We start from the raw sequence: 16,884 nt of genomic DNA on the forward strand, positions 1-16,884 counted from the left end.
TTTGTGTGTTTTTACTATATCAGTGTCAGTAACCTGGGTGAAACGGGAATTTAACCCCTTACTTGTGAAACATATTTAAGAACTGTTCAGAACTTAGATTAAGGTATAATTAGCGAAGCAGTGATACCGCATAGAGGATATAGGGATACCGACAAATTATTAGTTGAGTTTGAATGAATCCAGACATTGGTGTAGTAGATGTTTCAAAAAGGTAATTCGCGTTAGGATAGTGCCAGTGCCCACATTATCCTGATGCTACTACTTAACAATATGCAGTTTTAGTTTAAGAATCTAATCTAAATAAGTCGATTCTTAAGAGTACGGAAATCGATTTTTTTAAGTTGAAATTCACTTAGAGTAGAAATGTCAGGGTTTTATCTTCCAAAAAATGTCTTAGCGTGGGTTATATGTCAAAATTCTGGTGGTACCCCTTTATGCAAGAAGAAAAAACAAAACTCATTGACTGGTTGACATCCGACAGATGGGACTTCTATGTAAATACCACGCCTATAAGATAAGAGACGAAATCTCCTTTGCCATTGATAATGGGAATTATCATAGCGACGAATGTCGTACTTTCTGGATACGTGACCCACAATCGAGTGAAAATGTTGGACTCATTAGAATTAATGACTAGTTGGACAGTCCGCTATGTTTGACTTACGAGTCAAGACATCAAGCAGGGGAACTGGAATTGGCAAACAAGCAGTTCGTTGACTTACTGTCCATGTATTTAATACATATCCAGAAATCATCCGTATTGAAAGGCGGCAAACTAGACAGGATAACATAGCAATGAGGAAGGTTTTTCGTTCATGCGGTTATCTGAAGGAAGCCCACTATAGAGGATGTTGGGAAGACGAATCCAACGAATACTTGGATTCCATAGGTTATAGCATAATAAAAAGCGATTTTAAGAACGGGACTCTTACCCCGGTTCAATGGAATGATGAGACATCGTTATTAGTTTAGAAATATGAAAGCAACGCCTTTTCAGTTAACTGACGCAATTGTTGTATAAAACTTAGATTTTTAAATGACTTTATTGCTAAATAATCCTTAATTTAACAACTTTATTTTACCCCCATCCTACAGAATGGGGGTATGTGTATTGGTAGTATTTAACTTGAATAACGTAATATAACCTTTGACATTTCCGTATTGCGGGTGATGTCAGCTTCGCTGGTACTACCCCCACAACCAATTGCTAAGGAACCATCTGGCATAATTATGGATAAATAACAAAGTAATTCCAAACTAGTTACTTTCTTTATATCAAAGGTGTATTCCCGCGAAACCTCACACCAGCGAAGATGTATGATATATGGAATATTTAAAATAGTTTAATATTTTTATAATATTCAAAATTAATTGTTTACTAAATGGAATTAATAGTTTATAATGACAGTGTACTATAAATATTGTTAATTTTTAGAAGGTGATTACATTGGAAATATTCTACTTTATACAAATATTTACGAGTATAATTTTTTTGTTTTCTTCTGTATCAAAACTTTTTACTTTAAGTCAGTTCATTAATGTGTTTCAGTCATTAGGATTTAATAAGACTTTCTCTTTATTTTGTGCAATTTCCACATTTTTGTTAGAGTTTTCTGTATCTGTATTCATTGTTTTTAAATCGACTGTTTCAATAGGTATGATAATTTTGATTTTATTAATATTTGCCTTCTTAGGAACAACTATATACAGTCAAATAAAAAGTTTGAAAATAAAATGTAATTGCTTCGGCAATTTGATGGAAGATAATTTAGGTAAATCCACCTACTATCGAATATTCTTTTTATTAATTCTTTTCTTTAGTCTAACCTTTAGCCAGAATTATATTGGAATTACCGAAATTTCAGATACGATCACAATTAACTTTGTACTTTCTAGTATTAATTTGATGTTGTTTTACTTCTTATTTAATGCTTTTGGCAGATTAATTTTAATGAATAGGACGAGAAATATATGAGTACATTAATTTTTTTATACAGTTTATCTTTTTTGGTAATTTTAGTAGCTTGTATGATCCTTTATATATATAACAATATCTTGAAAAGTAGCAGACAACTTCTTAAGAATCAGGACGGACTTAGAAAAGGAACTTTATATCCTTTAAATAATCTAGAGTACATAAATGAAAAGGACGTCAATACAAATTCAAATTGCGATGGAACTATATTAATAGCTACCTCATACGGATGTGCAGCCTGTAAAAGAGTTTATCCATATTTAGAACAACTTAGACAAGAATATAATAATATCGATTTTCATCTATTAATGTTAGCAAATAAAGATCAAACACAAGAAACTATTAATCTTTATAACTTAAGAAACTTTAAAGTTTCATTAATACAAAACGATCAGTTACATAATTTAGGAATAACAGGGTTCCCTTTCAGTTATCTTCTTTCAAAAGAGAAGAAGGTTATTGAAAAAGGCATTGTGAACCATAAGAAGGATTTTGACTTGCTAATCTCTTTTCTGACTATTAAAAAGGTATCTTGATATTTAATTAAATTGTAGAAAGCAATGTAAATAGACTTTAATAACTTAAATTTATGAAATTGATAGGTGGAAATGATTAAAAAAGACCTGTTAACTATTATATTGCCTTTTAATACAACACTGATTAAACTTCATTTCTTTTTCTCTTATATACGACTTATTCCAAAACATCTTATGTATTAAAAAAAATTATACTATAAGTATGGGAAATAGTGTAAAATCTTCTTTCCTTTACTATTAAAGTTAGTAATTAGGTTATAACTAGAGGGTTATGTTTCTAATCTTAGACCATAACATGTGAAATGCCAATTTATACTTGTTAATTCCTCTATCAAAAAGTTTAACCTATTTTCATATAAACTATGAAAGGAGGTGGAATTTATGGACAACCATGAAAACGAAGTAAAACCTATGGGGGCCGATTGTGATACAGTATATTGTGCAAATGATCCGTGTGGACCTGGTAGAGAGAGAGACATGGAATTTTGCTATGAACCAAAAATATTTGGTGGAAAACTTATTGCGACCCATTGTGGCTGTGGATATTTTAATTAAAATATATAAGACCAGGTGTTTTACCTGGTCTTATATATATCCTAGCTATAAAAATAGGTGATATTATGATTTTGTATTTGTTTAGGTCTTTTAAAATGATCTACAAAATAAAAAAGTCATGGCTTTTTTTTACAATCTTTTTTCGGATTGCCAATGGATTTATTCCATTAATAGAATTGTGGATACTACAAATTCTTATTAACAAGGTAACTATGTACATTACTGGAAATAATGATAACCTTATCATTATTGTAAAACTAATTGTTTTTCAGTTTTTTATTATTATAGTTAAGTCAAGTCTCAGCAATTATTTTAACGTTTTCGATACGAAAATGGAGCAGATGTTAGATTATTATTTAGGTGAGATTATAATGAATAAACTAATAAGTGTACCTTACTATTATTATGAAATTCCGTCTTTTTATAATCACCAGTATCGAATATTAAATAATTATGGGAGTAGATTTTTAAGGCCAGTTAAAAATCTTGTTGAAGCGGTACAAAATATTATCAGTATAGTATCTTATATTAGTTTTTTATATTTCATTCATTGGTCTTTGATATTTTTGGGTGTTGTTGTTGCAATACCTACTTTAGTTATTCAATATAAGTACGGAAACAAGAAATTTGCTTTTCATAAAGATCAATCGGGTAAATTAAGAGAAGCAAATTATATAATTGGTTTATTTGGAAGTAAACAAAGTACAAAAGAAATAAGACTTTTTAAGTTAAGAGATAAATTGTTACAAAGGTGGAAGGAAATTGTTTTAACTAATAACAAAAAGTACATTAGAATTTTAAATAAGCAAAATAGACTAAGTGTCGGAATCGATGCATTCTCTGGTTTATTATATGCATTAGCATTAGTTCTAATTGTGTATGTAATAAAAATAAAAAAATTAAGCGTAGGTAACTTTGTTACTACTATACAATCTTTGAAAGAATTACAATTCTCCGTAAATCGCATTTCATTTTTAGTGGCATTGATATTAGAGAGTAGTTTATATATTAAAGATTTTTTTGAATTTATAGATTATGAAATCGATAATAAAGGTACTATAAACGAAAAAATTCAATTGAGCTTAGATAACAGTAGATCTATTTTCTCCAAAGGTATATCAGTGGAAAATTTATATTATAAATATCCACTCAGCGATACTTATACATTAAATAATATTTCTTTCGTTATTAAACCTAAGGAAAAAGTTGCAATTGTTGGCGATAACGGATCTGGGAAAAGTACTCTTATAAAAATATTAGTAGGCCTATACCAACCTACACAGGGAAAAATATTTTTTTCTGAGAAAGAAATTCGAGAAATAAAAGATGATGATTTAAGAAAAAACATGACTGCAATATTTCAAGATTTTGTTAAATTTGCTTACAGTGTAAAGGAAAATATAGCTTTTAGTGATTTGGACAATATAACTAATGAAGAAAAAATAAAAAACGTTGGATTAATAAGTGGTGTCGATAAGTTAGTCGAAAAGTTACCAAAAGGATATGATACAAACTTAGGCAAGATTCTTCCTAATAGTATAGATATTTCAGGTGGTGAGTGGCAAAAGATAGCGTTATCTAGGGCTTTATTTAAAAACTCCAATATTATTATTTTGGATGAGCCTACAGCTTCATTAGATCCCAAAAGTGAATTGTCAATTTTTAATCAATTTATGGAAATTGTTAAAGAAAAAACAGCTATATTTATTTCTCATAGAATGGCATCTGCAAGAATGGCAGATCGAATTATTGTTATGAAGCAGGGTGAAATTGTTGAAGAAGGTTCTCATGAATATTTAATGAAAAAGAAAGGTGAATATTATAATATGTATGAGTCCCAAGCATCTTGGTATCAGTAAATTATTATATCAGTCAAATATAGGTTTATTCTATGAAAATTTTTATTGGGACTTGATTTAGCTTAAAACGAATAAACCTCCAATTTTTATTATATATTAGTAAAAAATAAGGAGGGGAAAAAGATAAAGAATAAGCTGATTTTATTAGTTTGCTTTGTTATCTTTATGATTGGTTTTTCTTATACTATTTTCAAAGTTCATAATGTTAAGAGGTTAGAATCATCTAAAATTGATTCTATGCTTGGTTTTAAACCAAGTTTTATAAAACAGGGAAACGAAAGTAAATATAGAATTAATCTTACAATGAATACCAATGGTGTCTTCCATATAGAATCTACGATCAAAATTAAAAACACTTCTGCAGATGCATGGAATGAACTGGTGTTTTATTTTATTCCGAATATGTCTACTAAAAAAAATGCTCCACAACTAGAATATCCATCCACAATAAATTTTAAGAAGGTCGAAATTAACGAGAAAAATGTTAGTTTCAAATTAGATAAAGATACGCTCAAATTACCTTTGTCATCAAATATTCAACCAAAAAAAGAAACTGTGGTACATTTTTCTTACGATTTCACTCTTCCTGAAAAAGGTTTAAGACTGACAAAGAGTGGTAATAATTACTTCTTGGCTCAGTTTTATCCTATGCTAGCTACTTACAGAAACCATAAGTGGAATAAAGAAAAATATCAACTTAGGGGAGAATCCTATCATACTGGATTTAGTGATTTTAAGATTACATATGATATCCCTAAAGAATTTACTATTACATCTACAAGTCAAAATGATGAATATCCAAGTGAAAATAGAGGTTCATTTGAGATTAATAACGTTAAAGAGGTTTTTATATCAATTCTTAAAAATCCTAAATTCGTATTAAAAAAGGAAAACAATGTTTCTATTAGAGTATTCGGAATGGAAAATGATATTGAATTATATAAAGAAATAAGCGATGTAGCTCTAGATGCTTTAAATTTTTTTCAACAAAATATTGGTCCGTATCCTTTTAAACAGTTGGATATTGTATTGGGAGAAATGGGAATGGAGTATCCCGGAATAATAACAGCCGGTTCAATATATAATAGTCAACAGGTAAGTTCCGAAGCACTTAAAAATATGGTTGTACATGAAATAGCTCACCAATGGTTTTATGCAATTATTAGTAACGATTCTTTTAATGATGCATGGTTAGATGAAGGATTTGCAAATTTCGCTGAATCACTATATTACTTTTCTTCTACAAAAGAAAAGGTACCCTATAATTTAATAAAAAGGCCATCCAAAGAACTAGTAGTCAATTTACCAATTGATAAGTATAGAAATAATCAAAGTTCGTATATATATGGGGAATCAATGAATATGTTGTGGAAACTGTTTGAAAAAAGAGGAGGAATCAATAAAGCTAAAGAATTTTTAAAAACCTATTATCAGTTATATAAATTTAAGGAATTAAATACACAAGAATTTGTAAGGTTTACCAAAGCCTATTTTAATCTTAAAGATAATTCTGATTTTGAAGGTTGGTTAAAATTAAACTAAAAAATTATTTCCTGGGGTAATCGTCAGGAAAAAACATACCCTAAGCAAATTTCGACATAAAAAGCCGATTTTTCCTACACTAAGGATTATCGGCTTATGGTATTTTGTATTTTTTGAATTGTATTTATGATTTAGTGAATTTAGTTTTAAGTATTTCGAAATAAATCTTGGGTGGAATAGTAATCAAAAAATCTTAAAAAACTTTCCAAAGGAGATAATGTACCGTGAGGTACACTTATCAAAATGGAAACAATATGCCCTAAGACCCACTTCCCCGTAAAAAAAAGAGGAGCTAGATAATAATAAAGCTAAGTGTCGATAGGATTTAGGTCTATATCAGTATTGACTCTTCTGAACAATTTTCATTCTCTGTGGTGCAGGACTGTTTTTGTCCTGCATGGATGGCTAAAGGGTGCTATAATTGAATAAGCACACAAATAAAAGGACCGGACCTATCGGTCCTTTTTGAATAGATTACTAAACCTATTTTCCATGTTTGAAAGGTGTGAATTTTTTTTTGAAGGATTGGATTCCACGGTTTCGAAAAAAACTTCCAAATTTTCTAAACTCATATGGTATCTATTATTTTTATCAAACTGTATTAGATTGTCGTTAACCTGATTTTGTGAATGAAGATGAGAAAATGCGCTGGAAACCATTTGCTGATTGTACAATTGTTCATAATGTTTTACCTGCTCCCGTAAAAACCTTATCTCGTCGTTTTTCAGTCTTAACTCCTCACTTTCATCTTTTCTTCGTTTGAGATCTTCTTTTAATTTCTTAGCCTCATTATAAAGCTCAATGAAAGTTGCCTCGATGAAGTGAAGCTCATTAACTATTTTGTTCTTGTCATTTTTGTACACTTCAAATATTTGTTCAATATTTGGAAAGTATACATCATCACTTTCTGTCAATCCGATAATCCTTGGGATTGGCTTGTTTAATTCTTTGATTGTATCAGGTATACGCCTGCTCCATGTATTCCTGCCAATGCCAGTTTCCCTTTCTAAGAAAAGATAAGTTAGTTTTTGCCCTTTAAATTTGTTTTTAATTTGTAACGCCATTTCTTTAAGCTGTTCGTCACTATAGTTGGAAGGTCTGCCTTTGCCAGTCTGTCCATCTTGTGATTTAATCATATCTGTCCTCCTCCATCAATTTTGAATCGACCATTGCTTTTTGATTCATGTATTTTACCAGATTCATTGAATTTGCTTTTAATATTTCTTCAGATCTAGGATGGCCAGAAAGGTGTGATGAACTGCATTGTTTCTTCATAATTGAAAGAATCTCATTCATGCGCTGATTAAGGAAGGTGGAATAGTCCTGTAGCCATTTTATCCCTTGTTCGTATTTCTCAATAACTGGTTTAAAGACATAATTGTTGCACATCCTGCAATCCTCGACACATGAGGAAGGGAAGATTTCACTTTTCTCCTTACAATAACCGTATTCTACTTTTAACATTTTTAAGGTGTCCTGGTCATTGTAAATTTTTCCTCTATCGTATGCATCCCTTCTCCATCCAATAAATCCCTCGGGAATTGTATCTGAGATTTTTCGTTCCAGCATGTGCTGGGCCAGTATGTAGACATACGATTGAGAAAAATGTTCCGCATGAGAGTAGTAATTCTCCTGTGTGGCAATTACATCATGACCTGCCATTCTGGCTATGGAAAGCATGTTAAATCCCTGTAAAAACATATTGATAATCGCGAAGTGCCTGGTATCTCCCGGCTTGATTTTCTCAAGACTTGTTTCCGAATATACCCCTTCAACGACCTCGGTATAAAACTCTTGTAGTAAAAGATCAAAATTGTACAGTGTCACCCTATTAAATGCTTGACGTCTGGGTCTTTTCCGGAATAATTGGTAAAAATCCCGCGGGAAAAGGTAATCATCCTCGATACCCAGTTCTATTAGTTTTAATTTGTAGGAAGAGATAATCTGGTACGTTTTACGATCAATTTGGATGGAATCGTAACGGATTACCCTGTCAGGTGAGTCATTTTCATTCTTGATTCTTGGCACTTTAAGCCACATGCTTCCATCTGGTCTATGTTCCAGGCAGTCTTTATTCGTCAAAAGGAACTCTGTTGGTCGCTGAGGTATGATATTCGTAATAAGCCACCAAATCATAATTGGCATAAATTTTAGAGTCAACTCGATCGGCTTAGTCTGAAAAAAATCATTTACAATATCATTGAATATCAATACATCATGGAAATGAGGTAAATCCCTGTTACCATATATTGCAAAAGGCGCGGTGTTACAGATGCCTAATATTTCTTCTCCTTGTTCACAGGGAAAAAAACTGATGAAGTTCTTTAACACATTTGAAAGTTTATAGGCCCGCGGCGCTGACATTGACAACATTGTTTGTTTGATCCTGTCTGTTTTTTTAAAACCATTTGATACCCTTATCGTTTTTTTGAGGAGTTGGAGTTCATCGTAACAATTATGCGGGCTGACTCCGGATGATCTCCGTAAGATGATAAAGGCTTTAACAGCTTGGTTTAATACTCCAAAAATTTCTATATTAAATACCAATCGGAAATCGTTTGCCTTTATTGGGCAGGGCATAATCCACACATGGTCATTAAAAGAGTTTGCGGAAATATACCCATTTTCTTTCAAAGATGAAAAAGTGTTTAAATATCGTTCTTTTTCTGTATCATCATAATAAATTTGTTCGACTACCGTTACATTAGCATTGCCGAACAAATCTTGAGAAAGTTTTAATTCCAAGTTGTTCTCCTTATTCAATATAAATTTTGTCAGCTAGTTGGCTAAGCTTATCACGTACATGTTGTATTTCTATAAATGCCTCAACATAATCCTCCCCGAAAAAGTCGATTCCTTCGTCAAGTAGGAGTAATAAATTTAAAAGAAAGTACGATTCCTTTCTTCGGACGGCATCATGTTGAGTGGCTTCAATGGAATTAATTAAACGGTCGAATTCTCCACTCAGTTCGATAAATAAATAATTTTTAGGGATGATGTTTGGGCATGAATAACACGAGTTTAATCGTGGGTATTCACAAACAGGATGCGTAATACACTGGGCATTTTCTGTCTTTGAAGACATTTCCCCCTTAAAAATCTTTATTATTGTTTCTTTAAGAGATTCCTTTCTCAGATTCGCCAATCTGGTTATAACAGAATTTCTCTTTTGCTTAATTTGTAATAGAAATTGCGCCCACCTTTCGGTGTGAAATGGACTGCCTAACTCGTTTCTAAGGGTCGAAATTGCCACTGTTTTTTCTTCCATTGTTCGGGTCACATCATCCTTTTCACTAGTCAATAATATTAGATAATTATACAGCCAACCGAAATGCCCTCGTCGGAACAGGTTAGAAGACACTTGATTCAAGGTGTCGTCCTTGTTCGTGGCTTTCACATAAATAGCTGTAGTCTCCGCCCTATTATGGGACCTTACCCTTTGAGTAAGTTCTAGAGCCACATCTGCGTCGTTGCCGTCCTCATCGCTTATACTATAAAACAGGTAAGTCATCGTACTGTTATTAAACTTCAAGCTTTTAAAGGGTTCAAGGTTCGATTCGTTTTTAAAAAAGGAATGGTGTTGATCTTTCCCAGACGTAGCCACTGATTTAAATTTTTTTCCTCTGAAGAATGATTCAAGGAGAAATGAATGCCCGTTTTTTTGCCTATGTAATTCTGAAATAATTAATGCAGTGGATAATGGCTTAACCAGTCCCGGTTCGACCAAAAACGTGACAAGCGTATTCGTTTTACTGGTCCTAATTGACCGGAAATGCAAGTACAACTGATTAATGACCTTTTGGCACTGTGTCATTGTTAAAACATTTGTATTAAACCAGGCCAAAGAATCGACCTGAATAGACGATATATCGATTTTTGGCGTATTATAAACAATGTCGGATGCCCTCCAAACGTCTGTAAGATGCATTATTGTAAATGCCCACATGTTTGCGTAATATTGATCGTTAATGGCATTTGGCAAATGCAACGCTATATCTTTTACATATTTATAGTAAGAAAAAAAAACTTCAGGGGAGTAAATTTCCTTATCCTTATCTTCATTGGTTTTCGTTTTAGAAACCACATATTTTTTCGGAACCTGCTGACCATAGTAAGAGTAACAATATTCATAAAAATGATTGAAGATGCGTTTCTTATGGTCGTTTGTTATTTCATTGGTCATAATCGAATCTATAAGACTAACATCTAACTCGTACAAATTTTTTTCAAGAGTACTTAAGATTTCGAACACTGACTGGTAGTAACCAAAAAAGGATTGAATATGGTTTGGAGCGCCTCTTAATTTGCTCAATTTGAGCTTACAGAAATCCACAAATAAATCCTGCGTTTTCCTTAAACGATAAGGTAAAGGGAAGGCATTCATAAATTTTAATATCTCTTCTAAAGCGTCCTTATTCGTATAGATGTCTACCTTTTTTTTGTAAAGCCGCTGGTTATTGTTCTTAATAAAAGCATTTGCCTCTTCAATTGGTATATAATAAACTCCTCCAACCTTTTGGGCATTTGGAAACAACTGCTTTTTTCTAATCTTATTCCGTAATGTTCGCAATGATAATCCGGTCTTTTCAGCTATTATTTTAAGTTGTAATGTATTGGCTGGTTTCGAAACTGCATTTCTTTTATCACTCAAAGAAATGCAACGTTGTTCCTTATAATCCTCGATTGATTCCATCGGAATCATCCATTTAGTTCTGCGTGGGGTATACGGAACTTTCACGGCACCCTTAATTTTTCCAAACTTTATTTGTTGTGATACGGTAGTCTTATTAATTTGTAGTAATTCAGCAGCCTTACTGGTGTCCACATAGTTTTCTAACACCGGATATTCCGTAATTTTAAGTTGTAATGTATTGGCTGGTTTCGAAACAGCCTTTTTTTTATCACTCAAAGAAAGTTGGCGTTGTTCCTTATAATCCTCGATTGATTCCATCGGAATCATCCATTTAGTTTTGCGCGGGGTATACGAAACTTTCACGGCACCCTTAATTTTCCCAGAATTTATTAGTTGTGATACGGTAGTTCTATTAATTTTTAATAATTCAGCAGCCATAATGGTGTCCACATAGTTTTCTAACACCGAATATTCGCTAAGAATTGTTTTATCTTCTTTACGATTTATAAGGTCAAATATAAAGGTCAAGTCCTTCATATGTATATAGGGTGTTCCCATATGTGTAATGTAAGGTATTTTTGTTTTCCAATAATGAAAATCAAAATTGAGATTTAATTTTTTCTTAGCCTCGTTTATCCTTATGTATTCATTCGGATTAAAACTATCGAAATAACCGATGGTTTGCTTAATATCCTCAATAGAATCGGATTTAAAAAGAAATTTATCTTTATACAGATGGTAATTTACGAGTAAGCCACTTTTGATTAATCTAAAGATTTTTTCCGATCTCACACCTAATATGCTGCTCAGCTGTTTAATGTCTATACAAGCTTCCTCATTAACATAGCCACTTAACCTTTTTATCTCATCAATGGAACTGAGAGGGATATAGGTATTTTTCCCGTATTGTACACTAGTTTTAATCCAGCCTCTTTTAATCCAATTCAAAAAAGTTTCATGGCTGATTTTAAAGAACTCAAGAAAATCCTTGAGCCTCATGTACTCATCAGTATTTATATATCCGATATTCTCCTTTATCACTGGAATGGCATTCTTTGGGATTAGGGTTTTATTATCAACTTCAATCAAAGGAACTTTTCCCTCGGATATCCATCTGATGATAGTGCTATGGGTGACATTTAAAACTCTTGCGAGTTCAGACTTTGTCAGATATTTAGATATATTCTGCACGTATTATTACTCCTTATGTGTTTTGAGGTTTTCTATGAGCTTTGGAATATATGCTTCATGCATATGATTAAATTTTTGTTCCAGTTTCTTTCGCAATCGTTCGGTCCTAGACATATAAGATAGGGAAGAAAGTAGGCTTTTATCGCCTCGTGGAAATGCAATATCGTATGGATTTTCAGCAATCTCTGCTAACATATTTGTAAAGGTTCCTCTTCCAATATGGGTCGACCAACTCATCATGCTCAAATGGTGGGCAAGTAATTTATCTTCGCTGTCCCCATAAGTTTTCAGGTATTCAATGAAGCTTCTTTTTAACTTATCGAAATATTGACGGTAACTCCGTCCAGACATTGCATTTCCGTCCCTATTTACGAAAAGGGCATTGGTGTTATCCATCGCCTTAAATAATTCTATATGATCATTGAATAGGGATTCACCCCAATCCTTAATCTGAAAAATTCTTTGACTCCTAGTTCGCTTTACATAGCTGCTGCCCGCACTATCCTTAAGGTCAGAACGAAAATATTGATTCTTAACATCAAAAAGAAAATCCCCGTTCACTATTCGTCTTTTCACTTGAGTTCGTTTTAGATTAACCACTTCTCCCACTCGAAGACCACCGAATAACTGCATATAAACGCCTAGAGCAATAGGCATTGCTTCCAGAATAGCGATTTCTAATAGGAGAGGGATGTATTTGATGGGGAATGCATGCTCTACTTTTGGAGGTTGATATTCTGGATAAATCACCTGGAAAGGAGACTCGTAATAGATTGTGCCATGCATTGTTTCCTTTTTGACAAAGCTACTTTTATCTATGCCGTTAATAACACCCTTACCGATTAACCAAAGATAGAAATAGGTGAGCGTCCTTTCACTGTCTTTTACTGTTACTCTGGACTGTCCTTCCGAAGTTAACGTATTAAGGTACTTACTCCCGTCCGCCAGTTTTAAATTAGACAGTGAGTGTATCCGCATACTGCGCCTGTTAACAAGTAAGTAATTAAGGAATTTCACGGTGTTTAACGCATGTTTCTTTTGCGTGTTGAACTTTCTTGCCTGCCAGTAATGTAAAATAAAATCTGTCATTGGATGAATGATATGGGTGCCTGTATGTAGATTTTTTAGTCCGATCACAGCGAACTGTTTTTTTATAACTTTACCGTCGCTTAATTTTCCCCAATCAATCCATACAGGAATCATGATAAATTTATAATTTTGTAGAGTTGCTATTTTTGAAGTATGCGAATTGACCATTTGCCCTCCAATAAGTTATATTTATGTACAATATTTTCTGAAAAGCGAATAAATTGGATATGTTATGTTTTCTATAATATCAATCTGACGCTTTTTGTACAGTAATATTTTTGTAAAAACTCTTAAAATCCTTTTTTGATAATTTACAACCTAATTATTTTTGTACAAAACAATTTTGTGCAATATTATGGAGATAAAAAGAATGGGATGGTCGTGATGGAGTTATCTTTCGTTCAAAAAAATATGATCCCAGAAATCGGGATAAAATTGTATTTCCATCGCTAATTCTCGATGCGGTTAAGGAGGAATCTTCATGTTAAAAAAGATTGTGGAACTGCCAACAGATAAAAAAATTGCCGGAGTTCATTGTATACCGATAACGAAAGATGGCAATATCGTAATGGCCTGGGATAAAGATGAACAGGTCTTAACGACGATTGGCGGGAGAATGGAGGGGGAGGAAACGCTTGAGGAAGCCCTTGATCGTGAACTGATGGAGGAGGTTGGGCTAGTAGTTAGCGGAGAAAGGCAGCCTTTTGCCGCTTGGTACTGGGAATCAACAGATACCTATACAGTGTGGCTGTTGGCAAAAGTAGATCATTTTGTCCCATATGAATTTGAAAATGAAAAAACAGGGTATGTTATTTTTAATTTTGAAACAGCTCGGCAGATGATTAAACAAATAGAAGGGGACAGCCGGTTTAGGATGGAAATTTTAACAATGGCCGAGGATTGTGCAAAGCATTATATATCGGCGTAAAGTTTTGGGTACTTACATAGGTGATACTTATACAGACTTTCTCTAGGAGCGGAAGTCTTTTTTTCTTTGAAATAGAAGGAAATAAAGTGTGAATAAAGAACTATTCAATAAAAGGGATTTTTAATGATTGCAGAAGAGGTGAGCAAATGCATCAAGAAAAAATCAGTAGCCAGAATCAAAAGAGCTGGAGCCAATCAGCTTACCAGTCCTGGGTGAATCGGCATGGATTTCCAAATGAATATGCGCAAACGTTGAAAAAAGATCCTGTTACAGATGTTTCACATTATTTGCCCTATATGGGTGATGTGAAAGGGAAGAAGATTGCTAATTTACTTGGTTCTAAAGGAAATAAAGCTGTGTCTCTTGCGTTATTGGGTGCCGATATGACGGTTGTCGATATTTCACATGACAATCAAAAATATGCATTAGAGCTGGCAAATGCGGCAGGGGTAAAAATCAAATACATTGTGTCGGATGTATTGAAGATTCAGGAAGAAGAAAAGCTGGCCGACTTTGATTATATCTTATTAGAATTAGGCGTTTTACATTATTTTGTTGATCTTGAGCCGCTTTTTGCATTAATTTTTAATGCTTTAAAACCAGGCGGTGTTTTTATTCTAAGGGATTATCATCCTTATGCCTCAAAAGTAGTGGATATGGGTGAAAACGGAAATTACTTTGATGAAACGGTGATAGAAGGGGATGTTGCCTATAGCAGTCTTCTTTCTGAAAGGGAAAGATCCTCTTTGGAAAAAGTGTTGGTTCGCCGCTGGACATTAAGGGAAATCGTCACCTCGGTTGTTCAGGTAGGATTAGAAATCAAAAAATTAGAGGAAGAAAAAGGTGTGAGGTGGGCTTTTTCTGACGGGGCACCGGCAGGTATAGAAAACAGGGTTCCGGGTTTGTTTACAATGATCACTAGTAAGCCATTGAAGGAATAAATCTATACTGACATTTCCTTGCCACAAAAATGACGGAATTTTGAACTTCTTAATGGATTTATGTATCTAAAAATAGGAAATGATAAAATAAGGTAACTTCTAATGAATCGAGGACAGAAAATGAAAGAATGCCTGAGGATCCTTATAGGTATAATTGCTGTCGTGATATTTGTAATACCCGCTACCCGTTTATATAAATTTAACAAAGAATTAAATAATGCTAAGAAGGATAACGTGTTATCGGAACAACTTGTGGAGCACTGGTACAAAAATTTTTATACCATTATTGCTTTTATTGTGGTCGGAATGATATTAGCGTTGCTGTTTAGTTTTTTGTCTTAAAGAAAAAGTACTTTCCTCGATTGGGTAAAGTGCTTTTTTCTTTTTTTGAGACATAGACAAAATAATAGAGGATTGTAAATAATGATGAAAGCTTGTAAAATAGGTCACAAAATTATGAAAATATTAGAATTTGAAAGGAGAGTGTTAAAAATAACCATTTATATTGCGTTGTTTCGAGGAATTAATGTTGGCGGCCATAATATCATCAAAATGGCTGAATTAAGAAATCTTTTTCAAACAATACAGCTTAAAAACGTGAAGACATATATTCAGAGCGGGAATGTTGTGTTTGAGTCTGAAGAGGAGGAAAAGACCTTACGAAATCGATTGGAACAGGAAGTTGAAAAAACATTTGGGTTTCCTGTCTCCATTATTTTGAGAACTTCTATACAGATTGAAAAGATTATTCAGCAATGTCCGTTTCCGGTTGACCATTTGTTAGAGGGAGAAAGCGTTCATGTTGCTTTTTTAGAGGAAGAACCAACTCAAGAAGCGGTGGATCGTTTAAGGCAATTTGAAAATGATGATGAACAGTTCCGGCTGATAGGGAAAGAGATGTACTTATTTTTTCGAAAAAGTATCCGAGATTCAAAGCTGGCGGTGCAGGTTCAGAGGGTTGGTGTGCAAGCAACTGTACGGAATTGGAGAACAACGGTTAAGCTTGATTCAATGGCAAAGGAAATGAAAAACGAATAAAAGAGGGGATGGCAAAGATGAAAAAAAGACCGGAATTCAAGGAGTATAATCCATTTTTTGCAACTTACATTGGCTTAGTCTCAGAAGGTGATATCGAGCATATTATTAGCGAGCAAATAAAAAGAACGGTGGAACTTCTTAAAGGATTAACAGTAGAACAAGCCCATTTTCGATATGCTCCTGACAAATGGACGATAAAAGAAGTGATTGGCCATATCACAGATACGGAAAGAATAATGGCATATCGTCTTCTAAGCATTGCGCGGGGAGAGAAAGTGGCATTGCCAGGTTTCAATGAAGAAAGCTATGTACTTCACTCTGCCTTCAACCAATTATCGGTTGAGGAACTTCTTGAAAATTTGGAAGCCGTACGTCACTCCACCGCTCTTTTACTTAAAAGTTTACATGAAGATGCGTGGCAGCGAACAGGAAATGCCAATGGTTCCGAAGTAACCGTCCGGGCCCTTGCATACATCATAGCAGGACATGAACTTCATCACCGCAACATCATCCAAGAGCGCTACATGGGTGCTGAAAACTACCCGCAAACTTGATTGGATGCACCATTTGTGGATTGTACACAATCTGTGGACATCG

Annotated in this window: 14 protein-coding genes; 10 read left to right on the forward strand and 4 right to left on the reverse strand. The window is 33.5% G+C overall.

The window, feature by feature from the left end:
- Positions 1 to 1,438 precede the first annotated feature (1,438 nt).
- From AN964_RS27450 to AN964_RS03315, 5 genes are all read left to right on the forward strand, one after another.
- Positions 1,439 to 1,975 carry a MauE/DoxX family redox-associated membrane protein gene (locus tag AN964_RS27450; protein WP_367591152.1) on the forward strand — a complete coding sequence of 179 codons (537 nt, stop codon included), beginning with the start codon at positions 1,439 to 1,441 and terminating at the stop codon, positions 1,973 to 1,975.
- Positions 1,972 to 2,511 (forward strand): TlpA family protein disulfide reductase, encoded by a 540-nt coding sequence (locus AN964_RS03305; RefSeq protein ID WP_055738351.1) that lies wholly within the window; start codon positions 1,972 to 1,974, stop codon positions 2,509 to 2,511. Before AN964_RS27450 ends, AN964_RS03305 begins: the two co-directional genes overlap by 4 nt.
- A gap of 381 nt (positions 2,512 to 2,892) precedes the next feature.
- Positions 2,893 to 3,066: a hypothetical protein gene (locus tag AN964_RS26235; protein ID WP_161809201.1), complete on the forward strand. Its 174-nt coding sequence runs from the start codon at positions 2,893 to 2,895 to the stop codon at positions 3,064 to 3,066.
- Between the two features lie 371 nt (positions 3,067 to 3,437).
- Complete coding sequence (locus AN964_RS03310; RefSeq protein ID WP_235950795.1) at positions 3,438 to 4,925, forward strand: ABC transporter ATP-binding protein; 1,488 nt, start codon at positions 3,438 to 3,440, stop codon at positions 4,923 to 4,925.
- 165 nt (positions 4,926 to 5,090) lie between these two features.
- Positions 5,091 to 6,467: a M1 family metallopeptidase gene (locus AN964_RS03315; protein WP_083489205.1), complete on the forward strand. Its 1,377-nt coding sequence runs from the start codon at positions 5,091 to 5,093 to the stop codon at positions 6,465 to 6,467.
- 452 nt (positions 6,468 to 6,919) lie between these two features.
- Here the strand turns inward: AN964_RS03315 and AN964_RS03320 are convergent, their stop codons facing one another.
- Genes AN964_RS03320 through AN964_RS03335 form a run of 4 tightly spaced genes read right to left on the reverse strand, consistent with a single transcriptional unit; the run spans position 6,920 to position 13,548 of the window.
- Positions 6,920 to 7,603, reverse strand: a complete 684-nt coding sequence (locus AN964_RS03320) for a hypothetical protein (protein WP_055738354.1) — start codon at positions 7,601 to 7,603, stop codon at positions 6,920 to 6,922.
- Positions 7,596 to 9,212: a site-specific integrase gene (locus AN964_RS03325; protein WP_200915569.1), complete on the reverse strand. Its 1,617-nt coding sequence runs from the start codon at positions 9,210 to 9,212 to the stop codon at positions 7,596 to 7,598. Before AN964_RS03325 ends, AN964_RS03320 begins: the two co-directional genes overlap by 8 nt.
- Positions 9,213 to 9,222: 10 nt before the next feature.
- Positions 9,223 to 12,291 carry a helix-turn-helix domain-containing protein gene (locus tag AN964_RS03330; RefSeq protein WP_055738355.1) on the reverse strand — a complete coding sequence of 1,023 codons (3,069 nt, stop codon included), beginning with the start codon at positions 12,289 to 12,291 and terminating at the stop codon, positions 9,223 to 9,225.
- 6 nt (positions 12,292 to 12,297) lie between these two features.
- Positions 12,298 to 13,548, reverse strand: a complete 1,251-nt coding sequence (locus AN964_RS03335) for a site-specific integrase (protein WP_055738356.1) — start codon at positions 13,546 to 13,548, stop codon at positions 12,298 to 12,300.
- A gap of 313 nt (positions 13,549 to 13,861) precedes the next feature.
- On the opposite strand from AN964_RS03335, the gene AN964_RS03340 reads away from it, so the two are divergent.
- The 5 genes from AN964_RS03340 to AN964_RS03360 all read left to right on the forward strand — a co-directional run bounded on the left by AN964_RS03340 (position 13,862) and on the right by AN964_RS03360 (position 16,841).
- Positions 13,862 to 14,308, forward strand: coding sequence for an NUDIX hydrolase (locus tag AN964_RS03340; RefSeq protein WP_055738357.1), 447 nt, complete (start codon positions 13,862 to 13,864; stop codon positions 14,306 to 14,308).
- Between the two features lie 146 nt (positions 14,309 to 14,454).
- Entirely contained in the window at positions 14,455 to 15,249 is a 795-nt protein-coding gene (locus AN964_RS03345) for a class I SAM-dependent methyltransferase (protein ID WP_055738358.1), read from the forward strand.
- Positions 15,250 to 15,369: 120 nt separating this feature from the next.
- Complete coding sequence (locus AN964_RS26875; RefSeq protein WP_126649294.1) at positions 15,370 to 15,591, forward strand: hypothetical protein; 222 nt, start codon at positions 15,370 to 15,372, stop codon at positions 15,589 to 15,591.
- 150 nt (positions 15,592 to 15,741) lie between these two features.
- Positions 15,742 to 16,287: a DUF1697 domain-containing protein gene (locus AN964_RS03355; RefSeq protein ID WP_055741119.1), complete on the forward strand. Its 546-nt coding sequence runs from the start codon at positions 15,742 to 15,744 to the stop codon at positions 16,285 to 16,287.
- Positions 16,288 to 16,304: 17 nt separating this feature from the next.
- Positions 16,305 to 16,841 (forward strand): DinB family protein, encoded by a 537-nt coding sequence (locus AN964_RS03360; RefSeq protein WP_055738360.1) that lies wholly within the window; start codon positions 16,305 to 16,307, stop codon positions 16,839 to 16,841.
- Positions 16,842 to 16,884: the final 43 nt, after the last annotated feature.

Origin of the sequence: Heyndrickxia shackletonii, from assembly GCF_001420715.1 — a bacterium.
GTDB lineage: Bacteria > Bacillota > Bacilli > Bacillales > Bacillaceae_C > Margalitia > Margalitia shackletonii.